This window comes from Enterobacter sp. H2G27 (genome assembly GCF_054403075.1).
Genome location: NZ_JBSVSI010000001.1, coordinates 1945952 through 1965401 on the forward strand (window position 1 = coordinate 1945952; position 19450 = coordinate 1965401).

At 56.9% G+C, this 19450-nt stretch carries 19 protein-coding genes; 13 read left to right on the forward strand and 6 right to left on the reverse strand.

Going from position 1 to position 19450, the window contains the following annotated elements; all coding sequences use genetic code 11:
* Nucleotides 1-31: 31 nt before the first annotated feature.
* The gene (gene tehB, locus ACW9E7_RS09230) at nucleotides 32-625 is read left to right on the forward strand and encodes a tellurite resistance methyltransferase TehB (protein ID WP_458727632.1); all 594 of its coding nucleotides are present in this window, start codon (nucleotides 32-34) and stop codon (nucleotides 623-625) included.
* Here the strand turns inward: tehB and pepT are convergent.
* Nucleotides 622-1851 carry a peptidase T gene (pepT, locus tag ACW9E7_RS09235; RefSeq protein WP_458727633.1) on the reverse strand — a complete coding sequence of 410 codons (1230 nt, stop codon included), beginning with the start codon at nucleotides 1849-1851 and terminating at the stop codon, nucleotides 622-624. The two genes, tehB and pepT, sit on opposite strands and share 4 nt — an antisense overlap.
* A 111-nt stretch (nucleotides 1852-1962) precedes the next feature.
* Between pepT and ACW9E7_RS09240 the strand changes: the two genes are divergently transcribed.
* Nucleotides 1963-3558 (forward strand): ABC transporter substrate-binding protein, encoded by a 1596-nt coding sequence (locus ACW9E7_RS09240; RefSeq protein ID WP_458728381.1) that lies wholly within the window; start codon nucleotides 1963-1965, stop codon nucleotides 3556-3558.
* A gap of 135 nt (nucleotides 3559-3693) precedes the next feature.
* Nucleotides 3694-4368 (forward strand): DUF3313 domain-containing protein, encoded by a 675-nt coding sequence (locus tag ACW9E7_RS09245; protein WP_111964626.1) that lies wholly within the window; start codon nucleotides 3694-3696, stop codon nucleotides 4366-4368.
* A gap of 41 nt (nucleotides 4369-4409) precedes the next feature.
* Here ACW9E7_RS09245 and ACW9E7_RS09250 read toward each other — a convergent pair whose 3' ends face one another.
* On the reverse strand, nucleotides 4410-5306 hold the full coding sequence (locus ACW9E7_RS09250) for a DMT family transporter (RefSeq protein ID WP_458727634.1): 897 nt from the start codon (nucleotides 5304-5306) through the stop codon (nucleotides 4410-4412).
* A gap of 174 nt (nucleotides 5307-5480) precedes the next feature.
* On the opposite strand from ACW9E7_RS09250, the gene ACW9E7_RS09255 reads away from it, so the two are divergent.
* On the forward strand, nucleotides 5481-6353 hold the full coding sequence (locus tag ACW9E7_RS09255; RefSeq protein ID WP_032657103.1) for a helix-turn-helix transcriptional regulator: 873 nt from the start codon (nucleotides 5481-5483) through the stop codon (nucleotides 6351-6353).
* Here ACW9E7_RS09255 and ACW9E7_RS09260 read toward each other — a convergent pair.
* The gene (locus tag ACW9E7_RS09260) at nucleotides 6333-7499 is read right to left on the reverse strand and encodes a benzoate/H(+) symporter BenE family transporter (protein WP_458727635.1); all 1167 of its coding nucleotides are present in this window, start codon (nucleotides 7497-7499) and stop codon (nucleotides 6333-6335) included. The genes ACW9E7_RS09255 and ACW9E7_RS09260 overlap by 21 nt on opposite strands.
* Before the next feature lie 92 nt (nucleotides 7500-7591).
* Here ACW9E7_RS09260 and ACW9E7_RS09265 point away from each other — a divergent pair, with 92 nt between their 5' ends.
* Nucleotides 7592-8119, forward strand: coding sequence for a helix-turn-helix domain-containing protein (locus ACW9E7_RS09265; RefSeq protein ID WP_133294397.1), 528 nt, complete (start codon nucleotides 7592-7594; stop codon nucleotides 8117-8119).
* A gap of 80 nt (nucleotides 8120-8199) precedes the next feature.
* On the forward strand, nucleotides 8200-10164 hold the full coding sequence (locus tag ACW9E7_RS09270) for a peptidase U32 family protein (protein ID WP_458727636.1): 1965 nt from the start codon (nucleotides 8200-8202) through the stop codon (nucleotides 10162-10164).
* Here ACW9E7_RS09270 and ACW9E7_RS09275 read toward each other — a convergent pair whose 3' ends face one another.
* Nucleotides 10165-10395: a DUF2554 family protein gene (locus ACW9E7_RS09275; RefSeq protein WP_008502251.1), complete on the reverse strand. Its 231-nt coding sequence runs from the start codon at nucleotides 10393-10395 to the stop codon at nucleotides 10165-10167.
* A 245-nt stretch (nucleotides 10396-10640) separates the two neighbouring features.
* Between ACW9E7_RS09275 and ACW9E7_RS09280 the strand changes: the two genes are divergently transcribed.
* A complete protein-coding gene (locus ACW9E7_RS09280; RefSeq protein WP_458727637.1) occupies nucleotides 10641-11003 on the forward strand; it encodes a hypothetical protein in 363 nt (120 codons plus the stop codon).
* 162 nt (nucleotides 11004-11165) lie between these two features.
* Here the strand turns inward: ACW9E7_RS09280 and ACW9E7_RS09285 are convergent, their stop codons facing one another.
* The gene (locus ACW9E7_RS09285; protein ID WP_136194852.1) at nucleotides 11166-11702 is read right to left on the reverse strand and encodes a dihydrofolate reductase family protein; all 537 of its coding nucleotides are present in this window, start codon (nucleotides 11700-11702) and stop codon (nucleotides 11166-11168) included.
* Nucleotides 11703-11742: 40 nt separating this feature from the next.
* Nucleotides 11743-12750: a transcriptional regulator FtrA gene (ftrA, locus tag ACW9E7_RS09290; RefSeq protein ID WP_133294401.1), complete on the reverse strand. Its 1008-nt coding sequence runs from the start codon at nucleotides 12748-12750 to the stop codon at nucleotides 11743-11745.
* Nucleotides 12751-12823: 73 nt separating this feature from the next.
* Here ftrA and ACW9E7_RS09295 point away from each other — a divergent pair, with 73 nt between their 5' ends.
* The 6 genes from ACW9E7_RS09295 (at nucleotide 12824) to urtD (ending at nucleotide 19441) form a co-directional block, all read left to right on the forward strand.
* Nucleotides 12824-13237, forward strand: coding sequence for a rhodanese-like domain-containing protein (locus ACW9E7_RS09295; RefSeq protein WP_271367859.1), 414 nt, complete (start codon nucleotides 12824-12826; stop codon nucleotides 13235-13237).
* A gap of 156 nt (nucleotides 13238-13393) precedes the next feature.
* On the forward strand, nucleotides 13394-14497 hold the full coding sequence (locus ACW9E7_RS09300; protein ID WP_111964617.1) for a cobalamin-independent methionine synthase II family protein: 1104 nt from the start codon (nucleotides 13394-13396) through the stop codon (nucleotides 14495-14497).
* A gap of 203 nt (nucleotides 14498-14700) precedes the next feature.
* Nucleotides 14701-15972, forward strand: a complete 1272-nt coding sequence (urtA, locus tag ACW9E7_RS09305) for an urea ABC transporter substrate-binding protein (protein ID WP_047958573.1) — start codon at nucleotides 14701-14703, stop codon at nucleotides 15970-15972.
* 24 nt (nucleotides 15973-15996) lie between these two features.
* Complete coding sequence (gene urtB / locus ACW9E7_RS09310; RefSeq protein WP_458727638.1) at nucleotides 15997-17571, forward strand: urea ABC transporter permease subunit UrtB; 1575 nt, start codon at nucleotides 15997-15999, stop codon at nucleotides 17569-17571.
* The gene (gene urtC / locus ACW9E7_RS09315) at nucleotides 17571-18644 is read left to right on the forward strand and encodes an urea ABC transporter permease subunit UrtC (protein WP_136194855.1); all 1074 of its coding nucleotides are present in this window, start codon (nucleotides 17571-17573) and stop codon (nucleotides 18642-18644) included. The genes urtB and urtC overlap by 1 nt, the downstream gene beginning before the upstream one ends.
* Nucleotides 18644-19441 (forward strand): urea ABC transporter ATP-binding protein UrtD, encoded by a 798-nt coding sequence (urtD, locus tag ACW9E7_RS09320; protein WP_458727639.1) that lies wholly within the window; start codon nucleotides 18644-18646, stop codon nucleotides 19439-19441. Before urtC ends, urtD begins: the two co-directional genes overlap by 1 nt.
* Nucleotides 19442-19450: the final 9 nt, after the last annotated feature.

Here is a 19450-nt window from a genome sequence, read left to right on the forward strand (position 1 = left end):
ACTTTCAGCTTATGTAGGCTCAGGAAAAACAATGACCGTCGATGAGAATTACTTCACAGAGAAATATGGCTTAACCCGTACCCATTCCGAAGTGCTGTACAGCGCGGAGATTGTGAAGCCCGGTAAAACGCTGGATCTGGGCTGCGGCAACGGCCGTAACAGCCTGTACCTTGCGGCCAACGGGTACGACGTGACCGCGTGGGACAAGAACCCGATGAGCATCGACAATATCGAGCGCATCAAGGCGGAAGAAGGGATCGATAACCTCCACGCGGCGATTAAAGATCTCAACAACCTGAGCTTTGACGGCCAGTACGATTTTATTCTCTCCACCGTGGTGCTGATGTTCCTGGAGGCAAAAACCATCCCGGGCCTTATCGCCAATATGCAGCGTTGCACGACGCCGGGCGGTTACAACCTGATTGTTGCCGCGATGGACACGGTGGATTACCCGTGCACCGTCGGCTTCCCGTTTGCGTTCAGGAGCGGTGAGCTGAGCAACTACTATGAAGGCTGGGAGTTGCTCAAATACAACGAAGACGTTGGCGAACTGCACCGCACCGATGAAAACGGTAACCGCATCAGGCTGCGCTTTGCCACGATGCTGGCACGCAAGCCCGCTTAACGGGCGGCCAGCAGGCAGATCTGCAGGGCAGTCTTATAAGACGCCTCGAACGAGGAGAGCGGCAGGAATTCAAACTTCGAGTGGAAGTTATGCGCCCCGGTGAAGAAGTTCGGCGTGAGTAGCCCTTTTGCCGAGAGCGCCGCGCCGTCGGTGCCGCCGCGCATCGGCGTCGGTTTCGGCGTGATGCCGAGCGATTCCATCGCCTCGAACATCAGATCGACAGCGCGCCGGTCTTCACCAATCGCATTGCTGATATTGCTGTAGGTATCTTCAATGCGATAATCCACTCTGGCCGTCGGATATTGGGCGGCAATCAGTGCGGCCACGTCGGCAATCTGCTGCTTGCGCGCGGCAAAGCTGTCCTTGTCAAAGTCGCGGATATTGGCCTTAAGAACGGCCTCGTTCTGTCCGGCCTGAATGCCGTTAAACCAGATATAGCCTTCACGTCCCTCGGTGCACTCCGGCGTTTGCTGGCGGTCAAAATGGCTGATGTAATCAGTCGCCATCAGCAGGGGATTCACCAGCACGCCTTTGGCGGACATTGGGTGCGCCGTCACGCCGGTAAAGCGGATCTCCGCGGCGGCCGCATTAAAATTCTCGTAAACAATTTCACCCAGCTCGCAGCAGTCGATGGTCCAGGCAAAGTCGACGTCGAAGCGCTTAAGATCCAGCGCCTTGGCACCGTTCAGGCCGATCTCTTCGTCAGGCACAAACGCCACGACGATATCCCCATGCCGATGCTCCGCCGTGAGGTTTTCCAGCACCGTCATGACCACCGTGACCGCCGATTTATTATCCGCGCCCAATACGCTGGTTCCGTCGCTGAAAATAATCTCCTCATTCGGATAAGCCAGAATTTCAGGGTGCTCGTTAACCCGCAGCCAGATGTCTTTCTCTTTATTCAGACAGAGATCTTCACCGGTAAACGTTAATATTTGTGGATGAATATCCGGTGAAAGTCCCACGTCGACGGTATCAATATGGGTAATAAAGCCGATGCGCGGCGCACCGGGCACGTTGCCTTTTTTTACCGCCGTCACCGTGGCGAATTCATCAATCACAATGTCGTCTAACCCCAGCTGTGCCAGCTCCTGCGCCAGCTCGCGCGCCATGTCATGCTGGCCCGGCGTTGAGGGCAGGGTTTTGACTTTGGGATCGCTCTGGCTGGTGATCGCGAGATAGCGGAAAAAACGGTGCGTTAATTGTCTGGAAAGCGGCGAGCCCATAGTGATTTATTCCTTATTTATTTTTCAGGTGTTTGCCACATCACTTTAATGTTATTTATGAAATGGCAAAAGAATTAATTAGCCGTCGAATTAAAAAGACAGGAATAAATGATGACAAGCAAACTCACAACTATAGCGCTGGCGTTCGCTGCACTCACGGTCAGTTCCACCGTTGCTGCGAAAACGCTGGTGTATTGCTCCGAAGGATCGCCGGAAAACTTTAACCCTCAGCTATATACCTCGGGAACCAGCGTGGACGCCAGCGCCGTGCCGGTCTATAACCGTCTGGTCGATTTCAAACCCGGCACCACGGAGCTGGTGCCGAGCCTGGCGGAGCGCTGGGAGGTGAGCGACGACGGCAAGGTCTACACCTTCTTTCTGCGTAAAGGCGTGAAGTTCCAGAGCAATAAATCCTTTACGCCGACCCGCGACTTTAACGCCGACGACGTGATCTTCTCGTTTATGCGGCAGAAAGACGTGAATCATCCCTACCACAACGTCTCTAACGGCAGCTATTCCAACTTCGAAAGCCTGGAGTTCGGCAGCCTGATTACCGCCATTGATAAAGTCGATGACCACACCGTGCGCTTTACCCTGGCGCACCCGGAAGCGCCGTTTGTCGCCGATCTGGCCTGGTATTTTGCCTCAATCCTTTCGGCGGAGTATGCCGACGCGATGCTAAAAGCGGGCACGCCGGAGAAGGTGGATATGGAGCCCATCGGCACCGGGCCGTTTAAGCTGGCGCAGTATCAGAAAGATTCCCGGATCCTTTTCACGGCGTTTGCCGACTACTGGCAGGGGAAATCGAAGCTGGACAGGCTGGTGTTTAGCATCACCCCAGATGCCTCCGTGCGCTTTGCCAAAATTGAGAAGAACGAATGTCAGGTCATGCCCTTCCCAAACCCGGCCGATCTGCCGCGCATGAAGGCCAACAAAGACATTAATCTGATGAGTAAGGCGGGGCTAAATACCGGCTTCCTGGCGTTCAACACGCAGAAGCCGCCGCTGGATAACGTGAAGGTCCGTCAGGCGCTGGCGATGGCCATCAATAAACCAGCCATTATTGATGCGGTGTTCCACGGTACCGGCACCGCTGCGAAGAACCTGCTGCCGCCGGGCGTATGGAGCACAGACAGCGAGCTTAAGGATTACGACTACGATCCTGAAAAGGCCAAAGCGCTGCTGAAAGAGGCCGGTTTTGCCAACGGCGTGAACGTCGACCTGTGGGCGATGCCGGTGCAGCGTCCCTATAACCCGAATGCGAAACGCATGGCGGAGATGATTCAGGCGGACTGGGCGAAAATAGGCGTGCAGACCAAAATCGTTACCTACGAATGGGGCGAGTATTTGAAACGCGTGAAGGGCGGAGAGCATCAGGCCGCGCTGATGGGCTGGACGACGGCAACGGGCGATCCGGACAACTTTTTCGGCCCGCTATTTACCTGCACCTCGGCAAACGGTGGGTCAAATTCGGCGAAATGGTGCTATAAGCCCTTTGATAAAATTATTGCGGAAGCAAAATCAACGACCGATCGCGATAAGCGCGTGGCGCTATATAAAGAGGCGCAGCAAATGATGCATGACCTGATGCCCGCGGTGATGATTGCGCATTCAACCATTTTCGAACCGGTGCGCAAGGAGGTGACGGGCTATGAAATTGACCCGTTTGGCAAACATCTGTTCTGGCAACTGGATATAAATCAGTAATTTTTCACTGCCCGGCACGCCTCCGGGCAGTCTTTTCGCAATTTGTGCTCTCCGCATCATTTTTTGTCACAACAAACCCGCCGGTCTTTTGCTATAACTTCAAATGCATACTTGCAGATAACATGGAAAACTATCATGCGTACTCAAACTTTTTTTAAAGTTGCAGTGCTTACTGGTCTGTTGGCGTTAGCGGGCTGTTCTTCGAAAGTCGCAGCTCCCGAACAATATTCTGGCTTTTTAAAAGACTATTCAGGCTTGCAGCAGACAACGTCTGCGACGGGTAAACCAACGCTGCGTTGGGTTGATCCTTCCTATAACGAAGCTAATTACGACAGTATTCTCTGGACACCGATTACGTATTATCCAACGCCAAAACCAACCACGCAAATTGGGCAAAAAACGCTTGATGAGCTGTTGAACTACACCAATACCAAAATGAAAACTGCGATTGGCACGCGTAAGCCGATTGTGACCACGCCGGGTAAACATAGCCTGATTTTCCGCGGCGCTATTACCGGGGTAAGTTCGCAGAAAGAAGGTCTGCAGTTCTATGAAGTGGTGCCTGTTGCGCTGGTGGTAGCAGGTACGCAGATGGCAACCGGGCATCGCACCATGGATACGCATCTCTTCTTTGAAGGCGAACTGATCGATGCGGCTACCAACAAACCGGTCATGAAGGTGGTGCGCAAAGGCGAAGGTAAAGATCTGAACAACGAAAGTACGCCGATGACCTTTGCAACCCTGAAGCAGGTTGTTGATGACATGGCGACGGACGCCACCATGTTTGATGTGAAAAAGACCGCGAAATAAAATAAAACGGCCTGCGTAATGCAGGCCTTTTTATTTACGATTTACGCCGTTCGTAAGCGCCTGAACCAGGTCTCTGGTTTGGTAAACATCACCATATTTCCCCCCAGAATCAGCAATAACCCCACGATACCGTTGATATGCCAGACGTAGCCTTCATACACCGTAGAGATGGACAGTGCCACCAGCGGGAAGAGCAGCGTACTGTAGGCCGCTTTGCCCGGACCGATGCGTCCCACCAGCGTGAAATAGGCGCCAAACGCAATCACCGAACCAAATACAGCCAGATAGAGCAGCGCGCCAATGTAGCTGATGGTCCACTCTGGCGCGAAGCTATCGCCTCTGAACAGCGCAATGCAGCCCATCACCAGCGTGCCGTAGAGCATCGCCCAGGCGTTGGTGGTCATGGTTTCCAGGCCTCTGCGCTGATGGCGCATGCTGATCATATTGCCCAGCGAGAAGCCGTAGGTACCGAGTGCGGAGAGACCAATGCCGGTCAGGAGCGATGCGCTCCAGCCGCTGGCCAGCAGATCGTCCCAGAAGAGGGTGACGATCCCGATCAGGCCCAGCGCCGCCGCCGTCCAGAAACGCGCCGGCGGGCGCTGCCCGAAAAAAATAAAGCTGTTGATGGCGTTATAGAGCACGGCCATTGAGAAGATCACCGACTCCAGCCCGGTATTAATGTGCGAGGCTGCGGTGTAAAAACACCAGAAGTTAAAGCAGAAAACGCAGCATCCCTGAAGCAGGCAAAAAAGGTGATCCCGCAGCGCCAGCTTGCGCAGGCGGCGCAGGGCGATTAACACCGCCATCATCGTGAGGCTGGCGACGGCGAAGCGCCAGAAAATCGACACCGGCGCCGCGACGGGGCCCTGCTGCAGGAAAATCGCAATCCAGGTGGTTCCCCAGATGACCACCACCAGTCCGTATAATAATGCGTTCATACTTTTTCTCTTCTCAAACCACGGAAGCCCGCAGTATGGCGCCGAGATCGGTCAGGGGCTTTCACTGGCTTGCGGTCGACTTGCAAAATCTTGCGCTTTTTTCTTTCCCGGGGGCTGGCAACGGGAGACAACTCTTCTTAGACTGATATTCCAGTCAATCACGCGCTTACGGTCATGTCTCACGCTTACGATACCTTTGAAACGCTTTGCCAACAGAATGCGGTCCTGCGGGAAACCGTCTCGCTGAATTCGGGCATTCAGCTGGCAGCGTGGTACAACAAGCACGATACGATAACGGTAAAAAGTAACCACCATACCCTGAGCCTGTACGTAGCGGATGGCTACGAAAGCTATCAAAAAACGCCGGGCGGCTGGAAGAACGGCGGGGGACCGGACCGCTTCTGTTTGATGCCAAAAGAGAGCGAATCGACGTGGGATATCCGTGATGACCTGTCGTTTGTGCATCTGTACTGCACCGATGAACACCTGCGCGACGTGGGGGAAAAGATCTGGGACAAGCGCCCGCTTTCGCTGACGCTGGACGAGCGCATTTTTGGTAGCGATCCGAAGATCACCGCGCTGTATCGCCAGTTTTTGCTCGGCTGCGACTGGCAGCAGCACGCCAACCAGCTAACCCTGAGCACGGCCTCTACGCTGCTCCTGACCCATCTGCTGCAAAACTACTCAAACGTTCAGTGGAAGCTGCCGGTCGTCACCGGCGGGCTATCGCCATTCGTGCTGCGAAACGTGCTGGCCTTTATTGAAGAGAACCTCGGGCAACCCCTGACGCTGGCTGAACTGGCGGCGCAGGCCGCCCTCAGCGAATACCATTTTGCCCGCATGTTCCGCCAGTCGACGGGGCTGGCGCCGCATCAGTACGTGATGCAGAGAAGAATGGAAAAAGCGAAGGCGCTGGTGCAGAACACGGCGACGCCGCTGACGGACATCGCCCTTGCCTGTGGGTTTAACTCCGCCAGCCACTTCAGCAACCGCTTTCGCAGCGCGACGGGCATGACGCCTTCGCAGCTACGCGCGGCGAGCGCGTGAAAACAGGGCATAGCACACGCCGCCCAGCACCAGCCCCCAGAATGCCGAACCGATGCCCAGGATCGTGACGCCGCTCGCGGTCATCAGGAACGTGACGATGGCCGCATCGCGCTCCGCCTCGTGGCTCAGTGCCTGATATAAACTTCCGCTGATGGTGCCCAGCAGCGCCAGACCGGCCAGCGTCTGGATCCAGCTGAGCGGCAGAGCGGCCATCAGCCCGGTAATCGAGCCGCCGAAAATCCCCGCCAGCAGATAAAATCCTCCGGCTGCGATGGCCGCCAGCCAGCGTTTTGCGGGATCCGGGTGCGCATCGGGGCTTTGACAAATGGCGGCAGTAATGGCTGCGATACAGATAGAAAAGACGCCAAAAGGGGAAAACAGCAGCGCCAGCGCTCCCGTAACGATGATGAGCGGCGAGACCGCCAGCGGGTAACCGGAGGCCTTCATCGTGGCGAACCCCGGCGCGTTTTGCGATGCCATGGTGACCAGGAAGAAGGGCACGCCAATACTCACCAGGCTGGTGAAGGTGAACGTGGGCGCAATAAACTCGGGCATCACAAGGGAGAACGCGAGCTTATCGGTGACAACGTCACCTCCCGCCCATGCCACGATACCGCCCACCAGCAGCGTGACCACGATGGCATAGCGCGGCGACAGCGCTTTTGCGATTAGCCACGCCGCAATCATGCTGCCGCACAGCAGAAAGTGCCCCTCAAGATGCGCAAAGGCATGCAGGCCAAACTGCAGCAATACCCCTGCCAGCATGGCGGCAGCAAGCGAATGAGGGATCAGCTTCATCAGACGGGCGAAGAGCCCGGTAATGCCGCAGAGAAAAATAAGCGCGTTAGCAAAGATGAACACGCCGATGGTTTCTGCCAGCGTGACGCCGTGCAGGCTGGTGGCGAGCAGCGCCGCGCCGGGCGTTGACCAGGCGGTCAGCACCGGCGCTTTGTACCACCAGGAAAGCGCCAGCGTGCTGACGCCCATTCCAATCCCCAGTGCGGTCATCCAGCCTGCGATCTGCTGTGCGCTGGCACCAGCCGCCGCGGCAGCCTGCCAGATGATGGCGGCCGAGCTGGCGTAACCGACCAGCACGGCGACAAATCCAGCCAGTGCGACTGGAACAAGGTGAGAGGAAGGGCGCATAAAAACTCCATTGTGCGTTATAACGTCCGATATAAGGTAACACTGTGCGCTATAGCGTACAAGTGGTATGCTGATCGCCATCAGGAGGGACCATGGACATCACACTACACCTTGCAACAACGCTGAAAACGCTGCGCCAGGCGCGCGGCTGGAGTTTGTCGAAGCTCGCGGACGAGACCGGCGTGTCAAAAGCGATGCTGGGGCAAATCGAGCGCAATGAATCCAGCCCGACGGTGTCGACGCTATGGAAAATTGCCACCGGGCTGAACGTGCCGTTTTCCGCGTTCATCACCCCAGAGGCGGACCGGCAGGCGGTATTTGATCCCCAGCAGCAGGCGATGGTCGTCAAGCCGCTCTTTCCGTGGGACGAGACGCTCGGGTTTGATTATTTCTCCATCACGCTGGCACCCGGCGCGCTGAGCGAATCCACGCCGCATGAGGCCGGAGTAATTGAACATGTCGTCGTAATAAGCGGCGAGCTGGAGATGAAGCTTGGCGGCAAATGGCAGATGATTTCTGCCGATTCGGGCATCCGTTTCGCAGGCGATAAACCGCACGCCTACCGCAACAGCAGCGACCGGACGGTGCATTTTCACTCCCTGATCCATTATCCCCGCTGACGCTGCGCAAAACTGTTTCGCTGACGCATACTTCTGACTACAATAGCCGCCATTTTGACCATAACGGATAACGACGAAGTATGCGCCTGCAATCCCATCATCTTGAACTTTTAAGCCCGGCCCGCGACGCCGCCATTGCCCGTGAAGCGATCCTTCATGGCGCAGATGCCGTCTACATTGGTGGCCCAGGCTTCGGTGCCCGCCATAACGCCAGTAACAGCCTGAGCGATATTGCTGAACTGGTGCCGTTCGCCCACCGTTTCGGGGCGAAAGTGTTCGTGACCCTGAACACCATTCTTCATGATGATGAGCTGGAGCCTGCGCAACGTCTGATTACCGATCTCTACCAGGCCGGGGTGGATGCCCTGATTGTTCAGGATATGGGCGTGCTGGAGCTGGATATTCCCCCCATTGAACTGCATGCCAGTACCCAGTGTGATATCCGCACGGTAGAGAAGGCGAAGTTTCTCTCTGACGTCGGCTTTTCGCAGATCGTTCTGGCGCGTGAGCTGAACCTGAATCAGATCCGCGATATTCACCAGGCGACAGACGCGACGATTGAATTCTTTATCCACGGCGCGCTGTGCGTCGCCTATTCCGGTCAGTGTAATATTTCCCACGCGCAGACGGGCCGCAGCGCCAACCGCGGCGACTGCTCTCAGGCCTGCCGTCTGCCGTATACCCTGAAAGACGATCAGGGCCGCGTCGTGGCGTTCGAAAAACACCTGCTCTCCATGAAGGATAACGATCAGACGGCCAACCTGGGCGCGCTGATCGACGCGGGCGTGCGTTCCTTCAAGATTGAAGGGCGCTACAAAGATATGAGCTACGTGAAGAACATCACCGCGCACTATCGCCAGATGCTCGACGCCATTATTGAGGATCGCGGCGACCTGGCACGCGCGTCGGCCGGGCGCACCGAGCATTTCTTCGTTCCGTCGACGGACAAAACGTTCCACCGCGGCAGCACGGACTATTTCGTTAATGCCCGTAAAGGGGATATCGGCGCGTTTGACTCACCGAAGTTTATCGGTTTACCGGTGGGTGAAGTGCTGAAAGTGGCGAAAGATCACCTTGATGTCCAGGTGACGGAACCGCTAGCGAATGGCGATGGCCTTAACGTGATGATTAAGCGTGAGGTCGTGGGCTTCCGCGCCAACACGGTCGAGAAAACCGGCGAGAACCGCTACCGCGTCTGGCCGAATGAAATGCCCGCCGATCTCTACAAGGCGCGGCCGAACGCGGCGCTTAACCGTAACCTCGATCATAACTGGCAGCAGGCGCTGCTGAAAACCTCCAGCGAACGTCGTATCGCTGTGGACATTGAGCTGGGCGGTTGGGAAGAGCAGCTGATTCTGACCATGACCTGTGAAGACGGCATCAGCGTAACGCATACGCTCGATGGCCTGTTCGAGGTGGCAAACAACGCGGAAAAAGCGCTCAACAGCCTGAAGGATGGGGTGGCGAAGCTTGGCCAGACGATTTACTACGCCCGTAACGTTGAGGTCAGTCTGCCGGATGCCCTGTTCGTGCCGAACAGCCTGCTTAACCAGTTCCGTCGTGAAACGGCAGAGATGCTGGATGCCGCGCGCATGGCGCAGTATCCGCGCGCTAGCCGTAAAGCGGAAGCCGTACCTGCACCCGTATACCCGGAGACACATTTATCCTTCCTGGCCAACGTTTATAACCATAAAGCGCGTGAATTCTATCATCGCCACGGCGTGCAGCTGATCGACGCGGCTTATGAAGCGCATGAAGAGAAGGGCGATGTGCCGGTGATGATCACCAAGCACTGCCTGCGCTTTGCGTTTAACCTTTGCCCTAAGCAGGCGAAAGGGAATATCAAGAGCTGGAAGGCAACCCCCATGCAGCTTGTAAACGGTGATGAAGTTCTGACTCTCAAGTTCGACTGCCGTCCTTGCGAAATGCATGTGATTGGCAAGATGAAAAACCACATCTTCAAAATGCCGCAGCCGGGCAGTATTGTGGCGTCCGTCAGCCCGGACGATCTGATGAAAACCCTGCCAAAACGCAAGGGCAGCTAACTACCGAACGTGCGTGTCCGGTTTGCGCGATTTCTGCCACAGGTGGTGTTCGCGCAAACCCTCCGCCGACTCCTCCGCCGCGCTTCGCAATTCATCGCTATCGGCTTCATGACGCAGCTGATGATCCACATTCTTTACCCACAGATATTCATGTCCTTTGTGCCCGGCCATAAGCTGGCCTGAAAAGAGGGCACAGATAAGCATCACGAGAGATAAACCTTTTTTAACCATGAAGTCACCGCCGAATAACGTTGCGGCTTAATGATGCCGATTATTTATTATTGTTATTATTCAACTATTCAAACTAGCGCAAAGAGAATGTCAAATAATGTACGTTCATAATAGGGGTTAAGACTTTTCCTAAAGTACATATACGTATGGTAAACGTCCCATTTCTGGTCCAAAGTTGGATATTTGCATTAAGGACAAATCCTATATAATAGAGAACATCTGGCTAAGGAATGGGTCATTACTAAATGAAAAAAATAATAGCGCTTGCGCTTCTGGCGGTTGCGATCGGGGCTGTTGTGGGAATTCGTTATGCAGTTAATGACGAACCAGAATATATTCAATCAGCAGAAATTCGCGTTGGTTCCTATTTGACCAGCGATTATGGAGCCGTAACCTGTAACAGTAAAAAAATTAACGATGTGCGTTGGGAATTAGACTGCACCCAGCAGACGATAGGAAAAACATTCCAGTTTGCGGCGTACCCCTCTGATAAAGCACCTTATGGAGTGGCGCGGTCATTTTATCTTGAAGCCATAAATGATGACGCAAAACAGAGCGCTGAACAGGGCCTTATGCGTTATTTGCAGATCAATACTCATGCAGGTTAATAAGACTGTTTAACCTTTGTTAAGACAACGGGTGTTAGGTTGTATGGGATCCGCAGCCCGGCCATGGGGTGTCGGGACGTAGAGACCAAAATACAAATCTATCCATGCAAGCATTTACCGCCATTTTTTGGCGGTTTTTTTTGCGCTGTGTTTACCGTCGTTTTATGACAGCAGTCGATAGTGCGACTGTACCAGACCCGAAGGGAAGCTGCGGCTGGATACCAGCGTCAAATCGATATCCTCTGGCAGGGCGCCAAACAGCGATTTTCCCGAACCGAGCAGGACAGGAACGGTTGTGATCACCATATCGGCCACCAGTCCTTCTCGCAGGAACGACTGTATCACCTGCCCGCCATCGAGATACACGCGATGGACGTTCTGCAACGCCAGGTAGTCGAGCACCTCCTTTGGCGTGCGCCCTGAAAATTGTACTTTTCCCTTCAGCGCGTCGGGCACGGGCGTGTCGGCCAGCTGTCTGGAGAGCACCAGCACGGGCCGGTCATAAGGCCATGCGTCAAAGGTCAGCACTTTCTCATAGCTGCCTCGGCCCATCACTATCCACTCTTTGTCAGCGATGAACGCCGCATAGCCATGATCTTCAGTCGGGTCATCGCGCTGCAGGAGCCAGTCGATATCATCATTGTGTCGGGCGATGTAACCATCAAGACTGGTTGCGATAAAAACGTGTGTAGTGACCATAAGGTTCTCCGTATTCCTGCGAAACCAAAAGACTGACGCCTCAGCGGGCTGTAGCGGAATGAGAAAATTGTTTGCGGTACTGGGCCGGGGAAATCGCGAACTGCTGGCGAAAGTGATGACGCAGCGTCGATGCCTGGCCAAACCCGGTCTGTTCCGCGATGCTGTCGATACTTAAACGACTGCTTTCCAGATAATCTTTCGCCCGCAGCAGGCGCTCATTGAGTAACCAGCGGGCAGGCGTCGTTCCTGTTGCCGCCTCGAAGCGACGAAGAAACGTGCGCTGACTCATACCGACACGACGCGCCAGCGAGTCGACGCTGTGCGGCTCGGTAAGATGCGTGTGCAGAAAATCAAACAGCTGGCCGAGGCGCTGGCTTTCCCGCAGCTGCGCCACCGGGCGGCTCAGCTGTTGCGGCTGAGAGCCATCCCGGTGAGGAGGAATGACCAGCCGCCGCGCCACGCTGTTAGCGGTTTCCATTCCATAATCCCTTCGTACAACGTGAAGGCAGAGATCGATCCCCGCCGCGCTGCCTGCAGAAGTCAGGATATCGCCTTCGTCCTGGTAGAGCACATCCTCAACCACGTCGATGTCAGGGTAGCGGGCTTTAAGCGTCTCAATGTAGCGCCAGTGCGTCGTGGCTTTGCGCCCGTTGAGCAGCCCCGTAGCGGCCAGCACAAATACGCCCGAACAGATGGACAGCAGCTGGCATCCTCGCGCGCTGGCCTGACGTAATGCCTCGCTGAGTGCGTCCGGAACCGGCGAGTCCAGCCCACGCCAGCCGGGAACCACAATCAGGTCCGCAGACGCAAGCAGGCTTAAATCACCATCGGTGACGATACGGATCCCGCCTGTTGCCCGAAGTTCACCGCTATCCACGCTCGCCACCGCAAAACGATACCATTCATCGCCCAGCTCGGGACGTGGCAGACCGAAGATCTCCACCGCTACGCCAAACTCAAAGGTACACAGGCCGTCATAGGCCAGCACCACCACCTGCGGGCGGGCAATTTGTCTTAAGTTTGTCATCTTTTTGCTGTTTTCTGGCATAAGCGTGCGCATTCACGGGCTGAATTTCTGGATAGAGTAGTGTTAACACAAACGCCAAAGATGAGGAAGGATCATGAGCTATGTTACTGAATTTCCGGCTGCTGAGCCGCAGGAAGCCGTCACCCATTTTCTGCGCCGCCTGAGCGTAGAAACCGACTGCGCCGATGTGCATCACGCCATCGCCAATAATGAGCAGGACTTTGTTTTGCTGCACGTGGTGGGGAGCCCGGAGCAGTTTGCCCGTCGCCATGTGCCGGGCGCTCTGCATATGCCGTGGAGCCAGATGACCGCTGAGCGCATGGCCCAATGGCCTGAAGGGACGCTGTTCGTCGTCTACTGCGCAGGGCCGCACTGTAACGGTGCGGACAGAGCCGCGCTGAAGCTGGCGCGTCTCGGGCTGCCGGTCAAAATCATGCTCGGTGGGATCACCGGCTGGGAAGATGAACGCTACGCGTTTGCCAGCAGCGAAACCACTGCCGCGCTGTGAAGATGAATTTTTTTCAACACCCGTGAAATTTTCTCGTTTGCCGGCACCGGGGAGGTATGACATTGTTTTTGGACATTTAGACATCCAGAAGTCTAAAAATTCGAATAATGAATTATCACTGCGGGCAATTATCGCCGGCAGACAGAGGAGATTTCCATGCAACGACACCACGCCCCGTACCGCGCCGACGTAGTCGGCAGTTTTTTACGCCCGGATGCCATCAAGCAGGCTCGCCTGCAATTTGCCAGCGGCGAGATTGACGCGAGACAGCTTCGCGCGGTGGAGGACGAAGCCATTCGCCACGTCGTTGAGCAGCAGTGCGCGTGCGGCCTGCATGTCGTGACCGACGGTGAGTTTCGCCGTGCCTGGTGGCACTTCGACTTCTTCGACGGTCTGCAGGGCGTTGAGCGTTACGATTCCCAGCAGGGCATCCAGTTTAACGGCGTGCAAACCAAAGCCCACGGCGTGCGCGTCACCGGCAAACTGGGCTTTGGCGAGCACCCGATGCTGGACGATTTCCGCTATCTGAAAAGCATCAGCGGTAACGCCCAGCCAAAAATGACCATTCCCAGCCCGAGCGTGCTGCATTTCCGCGGCGGTCGCAAAGACATTGATGCGACGGTGTATCCGGACCTGAACGTCTATTTCGACGATCTGGCGACCACCTGGCGCGACGCGATTCGAGCATTCTATGATGCAGGCTGCCGCTACCTGCAGCTGGACGATACCGTATGGGCCTACCTCTGTTCGGACGATCAGCGTCGTCAGATCCGCGAGCGCGGCGACGATGCCGATGAGCTTGCACGTATCTATGCCCGCGTCCTGAACAAGGCGCTGGAGGGCAAGCCGGACGATCTGACCATCGGGCTGCACGTCTGCCGCGGTAACTTCCGCTCCACCTGGATTTCCGAAGGCGGCTACGAGCCGGTGGCGGAAGTGCTGTTCGGAACGGTCAACGTTGATGCCTTCTTCCTGGAATACGATAACGACCGCAGCGGGGATTTCGCGCCGTTGCGCTTTGTTCGCCCGGGCAAGCAGCAGGTGGTGCTGGGTCTTATCACCACGAAAAACGGCGAGCTGGAGAACCCGGAGGGAATCAAAGCCCGTCTGGAAGAGGCGGCGAAATACGTGGCGAAAGAGCAAATTTGCCTCAGCCCGCAGTGCGGCTTTGCCTCGACCGAAGAGGGCAACAGCCTGAGCGAAACCCAGCAGTGGGACAAAGTCCGGTTGGTGACGCAGATCGCCAGCGAAGTCTGGTAAAACCTTCCTCCTCAGCGCTGCATTATAAAAGTGCAGCGCTGTGCCATTCTGAGACGTTCTCTTTACATCCTGCGCTCCCCTCCCGGAAATAGCGCTATCTCCATTCTGGCATTCTTTTTGCTCCTGCTTCGCTGACACATTTATTTCCGCGTCCACGCCGTAACGGACGTTTTCGCACAGCGTTCTTTTTCAGGAGTGAAAATATGCACCGTCGTACCTTATTAAAAGCCTTTGCGTTATCCGCGTCCGTCGTGGCGATGGGAATGAGTTTTGGCGTGCAGGCGGCCGATACCATCAAAGTGGGGATCATGCATTCTCTTTCCGGCACGATGGCTATCTCCGAGACCCCGCTTAAAGATGTCGCCCTGATGACCATCGATGAGATCAACGCCAAAGGCGGCGTGCTGGGCAAGAAACTGGAGCCGGTAGTGGTGGATCCGGCCTCAAACTGGCCGCTGTTTGCCGAGAAGGCCCGTCAGCTGCTGAGCCAGGATAAAGTGGCGGTGGTATTCGGCTGCTGGACCTCGGTTTCGCGCAAATCCGTACTGCCGGTCTTTGAGGAGCTGAACGGCCTGCTATTCTATCCGGTGCAGTATGAAGGCGAGGAAATGTCGCCAAACGTGTTCTATACCGGCGCGGCGCCGAACCAGCAGGCCATCCCGGCGGTTGAATACCTGATGAGCGAAGACGGCGGCGCGGCGAAACGCTTCTTCCTGCTGGGTACTGACTACGTTTATCCGCGCACCACCAACAAGATCCTGCGCGCGTTCCTGCATTCGAAAGGGGTGGAGGATAAGGATATCGAAGAGGTTTACACCCCGTTCGGTCATAGCGACTACCAGACCATCGTCGCCAACATCAAAAAATTCTCCGCGGGCGGCAAAACCGCCGTGGTGTCGACCATCAACGGCGACTCCAACGTGCCGTTCTACAAAGAGCTGGCTAACCAGGGGCTGAAGGCGACGGATGTGCCGGTAGTGGCGTTCTCCGTGGGTGAAGAAGAGCTGCGCGGGATCGACACCAAACCGCTGGTGGGTAACCTGGCGGCCTGGAACTACTTTGAGTCCGTGGATAACCCGACCAACCAGGCCTTCGTCGCGGATTACAAAGCCTATGCGAAGGCGCACAAGCTGCCGAACGCCGACACCGTGGTCACCAACGACCCGATGGAGGCGACCTACGTGGGCATTCATATGTGGGCGCAGGCGGTGGAAAAAGCAGGTACTACCGATGTGGACAAAGTGCGTGCGGCGATGGCCGGTCAGTCCTTTAAAGCGCCATCAGGCTTTACGCTCACCATGGATGCAACCAACCATCATCTGCATAAGCCGGTCATGATCGGTGAAATCGAAGGTAACGGCCAGTTCAACGTGGTGTGGCAGACGGAACAGCCGGTACGCGCCCAGCCGTGGAGCCCGTTCATCGCCGGAAATGACAAAAAGCCCGACCAGCCGATGAAAACCGCCAGCAACTAAGCCATCACCGCAGGGAGAAACGTCATGAACGCCATGCGCCTGTTCATCGCTCTTGTATGGCTTTCCGGACTGCTGCCAGGGATGGTGCAGGCATCGGATGCCGATCGTTTTGTTGCCGCCAGCCGCAGCCAGCAGGCGGATTTGTTGACGCAGTGGGCCGCCGCGCCGGATGCCGCCAGACTTCCGCTGCTTCAGTCCCTGCAGAAGGAAAACCTGTATGCCGACAGTCAAAAGCACGCCTTTGCGCAGCGTAACGGGCAAATGGTGTCGCTTGGGGACGCCCGTGCGGCAGAAGCGCCAACCAAAGCCGTTCGTCTGACGAACCGGCTGCGCGTGCTGGCTGCGACCGCCATCGCCACCCATCAGCTGGTGAGTGACAGTGTCACCGAGAGGCGGGCGGCTGCGCGTCAGCTGCAGCGCGATGCCCAGCCCGGTATGCTCGCTTTTCTGGAAAAACGTGTGAACGATGAAACGGACGCCGTGGCGCGTCAGGCGCTGCTGCTGGCGGTCGCGAACCTCCAGCTGGCAAGCCCGCAGGCAGAGGTGCGCCGCAAGGCCGTCGAACTATTAGGTCAGTCCGACGATCCGGACGTACAGTCCAGGATCACTCCGTTTACCCAGCCAGACACTGAGCCGGATGGCGGCGTGCGCGCGGCCGCAGAAGAGAGTCTTAGCCAGATCCAGCATCGGCTGATGTGGGGCGATCTGCTGGGCCAGGCGTTTATGGGGCTCTCCCTCGGGTCGGTGCTGCTGCTGGCCGCGCTGGGGCTGGCTATCACCTACGGCCTGCTGGGCGTCATTAATATGGCGCACGGCGAGATGCTGATGCTGGGGGCATATGCCACCTGGATGGTGCAGCAGGCGATGGCCGGGCTTGCGCCCCAGTGGCTGGCGCTCTATCCCGTTATCGCCTTGCCGGTCGCGTTCTGCCTGACGGCGGGCATTGGAATGGTGCTGGAACGCACGGTGATCCGTCATCTGTACGGTCGTCCGCTGGAAACGCTGCTGGCGACGTGGGGCATCAGCCTGATGCTTATCCAGCTGGTGCGCATGACCTTTGGCGCCCAGAACCTGGAGGTGGCGAACCCGGCATGGCTCTCCGGCGGGGTGCAGGTTTTTGCCAACCTGACGCTGCCGTGGAACCGTATTGTGGTGCTGGGCTTCGTGCTGCTGGTGCTGTTCTTTACCTGGCTCATTCTGAATAAAACCCGTCTGGGGCTCAACGTGCGGGCGGTGACGCAGAACCGCAGCATGGCCGGCTGCTGCGGGGTACCGACAGGTCGCGTCGATATGCTGGCGTTCGGGCTTGGCTCCGGGATTGCGGGGTTAGGCGGCGTGGCGTTATCGCAGCTCGGTAACGTCGGGCCGGAGCTGGGCCAGGGCTATATCATCGACTCCTTCCTTGTGGTGGTGCTCGGAGGCGTAGGCCAGCTGGCAGGCAGCGTGGCCGCGGCGTTTGGTCTGGGGATTTTTAATAAAATCCTTGAACCCCAGATGGGGGCGGTGCTGGGCAAGATCGTGATTCTGGTGGCGATCGTGCTGTTTATTCAAAAACGCCCGCAGGGGCTGTTTGCGCTGAAAGGGAGGGTGATTGACTGATGAGCCAGCCGCTGACCTTAACGCTGGCGCGCAAAGCGCCACGCACAACGCAGATTGCAGGCAGCCTGCTGGTGGTGTGCTTGCTGATATTGCCGTTTTTCGCCTTACTGCCTGCGACGCATCCGCTGGCGCTGTCAACCTGGATGCTGACGCTGACTGGCAAGATCCTCTGCTATGCCATCGTTGCGGTGGCGCTGGATCTGGTATGGGGCTACGCCGGGATGCTCTCTCTTGGGCACGGCATTTTTTTCGCCCTGGGCGGCTACGCGATGGGCATGTACCTGATGCGCCAGGCCGCGGGTGACGGTCTGCCCGCGTTTATGTCGTTTCTTTCCTGGAGCGAGCTGCCGTGGTTCTGGTGGGGAACCCAGCATTTTGCCTGGGCGCTGGTGCTGATTGTGCTGGTGCCGGGGCTGCTGGCGCTGGTGTTTGGCTGGTTCGCCTTCCGCTCGAAGATCAAAGGGGTCTATTTCTCGATTATGACCCAGGCGCTGACCTATGCCGGGATGCTGTTGTTCTTTCGCAACGAAACCGGCTTTGGCGGCAATAACGGCTTTACCGGCTTCACCACGCTGCTCGGGTTTTCGGTAACGGAAACGACCACCCGTATCGCGCTGTTTCTGGCCACCGTGCTGTTGCTGCTCCTGGCCCTGGGCTGCGGATTTGCGCTGGCGAAGAGCAAGTTTGGCCGCATTCTGACCGCCGTTCGCGACGCCGAAAATCGCCTGACGTTTTGCGGCTACGATCCGCGCGGGTTCAAGCTGCTGGTGTGGACGCTTTCTGCCGTACTGTGCGGTCTGGCGGGGGCGCTCTATGTCCCGCAGGTGGGCATTATCAACCCGGGCGAAATGTCGCCGACGAACTCGATAGAGGCCGCCATCTGGGTAGCGCTTGGCGGGCGCGGCACGCTGGTGGGGCCGGTGATTGGCGCGGCGCTGGTGAACGGGGCGAAAAGTTTCTTCACCGTCGCGATGCCGGAATACTGGCAGCTGTTTCTGGGGCTGATTTTTATCGCCGTTACGCTGTTTTTACCGCGCGGCGTCTACGGACTGTTTCGTAAGGGAGAAAAATAATGCAGCCAGCCGAAGGGTTATTCACCCGCCAGCTGCCCGGCGATCGCTACCGGGACCAGACTGATCCTGTACTTCAGCTTGAATCCATTAACGTTAATTTTGATGGCTTTCAGGCCCTGACCGATCTCTCGCTGAATATCGGCGTAGGCGAACTGCGCTGCGTGATCGGTCCCAACGGGGCCGGTAAAACCACGCTGATGGACGTCATCACCGGCAAAACGCGTCCAGAGAGCGGCAGGGCGATTTACGACCAGTCCATCGACCTGACCGCGCTGGAGCCTGCGGCCATAGCCCGCCAGGGCATCGGGCGTAAATTCCAGAAACCCACGGTTTTTGAAGCCCTGACGGTGTGGGAAAACCTGGAGATCGCGATGAAAACGGATAAATCCGTCTGGGCCAGCCTGCGGGCAAAACTCAACGGCGCGCAGCGCGACCGGATCGATGAGATGCTGGTTTTACTGCGGCTGACCGCCGAGCGCGACCGCCGCGCCGGGCTGCTTTCCCATGGACAAAAGCAGTTTCTGGAGATCGGCATGCTGCTGGTGCAGGACCCGCATCTTCTGCTGCTGGATGAACCCGCAGCCGGGATGACCGACGCGGAAACCGAATACACCGCAGAGCTGTTCAAAACGCTGGCAGGCAAGCATTCCCTGATGGTTGTTGAGCACGATATGGGCTTTGTCGAAACCATCGCCGATCGCGTCACGGTGCTGCATCAGGGGTGCGTGCTGGCGGAAGGTTCACTTCGCGAGGTGCAGGCCAACGAGCAGGTGATTGAGGTCTATCTGGGACGTTAAGGAGCGATG

Coding starts and splice junctions, on each gene's coding strand:
- tehB (WP_458727632.1), top strand. CDS start 32: ATGACCGTCGATGAGAATTACTTCACAGAGAAATATGGCTTAACCCGT.
- pepT (WP_458727633.1), bottom strand. CDS start 1,851: ATGGGCTCGCCGCTTTCCAGACAATTAACGCACCGTTTTTTCCGCTAT.
- ACW9E7_RS09240 (WP_458728381.1), top strand. CDS start 1,963: ATGACAAGCAAACTCACAACTATAGCGCTGGCGTTCGCTGCACTCACG.
- ACW9E7_RS09245 (WP_111964626.1), top strand. CDS start 3,694: ATGCGTACTCAAACTTTTTTTAAAGTTGCAGTGCTTACTGGTCTGTTG.
- ACW9E7_RS09250 (WP_458727634.1), bottom strand. CDS start 5,306: ATGAACGCATTATTATACGGACTGGTGGTGGTCATCTGGGGAACCACC.
- ACW9E7_RS09255 (WP_032657103.1), top strand. CDS start 5,481: ATGTCTCACGCTTACGATACCTTTGAAACGCTTTGCCAACAGAATGCG.
- ACW9E7_RS09260 (WP_458727635.1), bottom strand. CDS start 7,499: ATGCGCCCTTCCTCTCACCTTGTTCCAGTCGCACTGGCTGGATTTGTC.
- ACW9E7_RS09265 (WP_133294397.1), top strand. CDS start 7,592: ATGGACATCACACTACACCTTGCAACAACGCTGAAAACGCTGCGCCAG.
- ACW9E7_RS09270 (WP_458727636.1), top strand. CDS start 8,200: ATGCGCCTGCAATCCCATCATCTTGAACTTTTAAGCCCGGCCCGCGAC.
- ACW9E7_RS09275 (WP_008502251.1), bottom strand. CDS start 10,395: ATGGTTAAAAAAGGTTTATCTCTCGTGATGCTTATCTGTGCCCTCTTT.
- ACW9E7_RS09280 (WP_458727637.1), top strand. CDS start 10,641: ATGAAAAAAATAATAGCGCTTGCGCTTCTGGCGGTTGCGATCGGGGCT.
- ACW9E7_RS09285 (WP_136194852.1), bottom strand. CDS start 11,702: ATGGTCACTACACACGTTTTTATCGCAACCAGTCTTGATGGTTACATC.
- ftrA (WP_133294401.1), bottom strand. CDS start 12,750: ATGCCAGAAAACAGCAAAAAGATGACAAACTTAAGACAAATTGCCCGC.
- ACW9E7_RS09295 (WP_271367859.1), top strand. CDS start 12,824: ATGAGCTATGTTACTGAATTTCCGGCTGCTGAGCCGCAGGAAGCCGTC.
- ACW9E7_RS09300 (WP_111964617.1), top strand. CDS start 13,394: ATGCAACGACACCACGCCCCGTACCGCGCCGACGTAGTCGGCAGTTTT.
- urtA (WP_047958573.1), top strand. CDS start 14,701: ATGCACCGTCGTACCTTATTAAAAGCCTTTGCGTTATCCGCGTCCGTC.
- urtB (WP_458727638.1), top strand. CDS start 15,997: ATGAACGCCATGCGCCTGTTCATCGCTCTTGTATGGCTTTCCGGACTG.
- urtC (WP_136194855.1), top strand. CDS start 17,571: ATGAGCCAGCCGCTGACCTTAACGCTGGCGCGCAAAGCGCCACGCACA.
- urtD (WP_458727639.1), top strand. CDS start 18,644: ATGCAGCCAGCCGAAGGGTTATTCACCCGCCAGCTGCCCGGCGATCGC.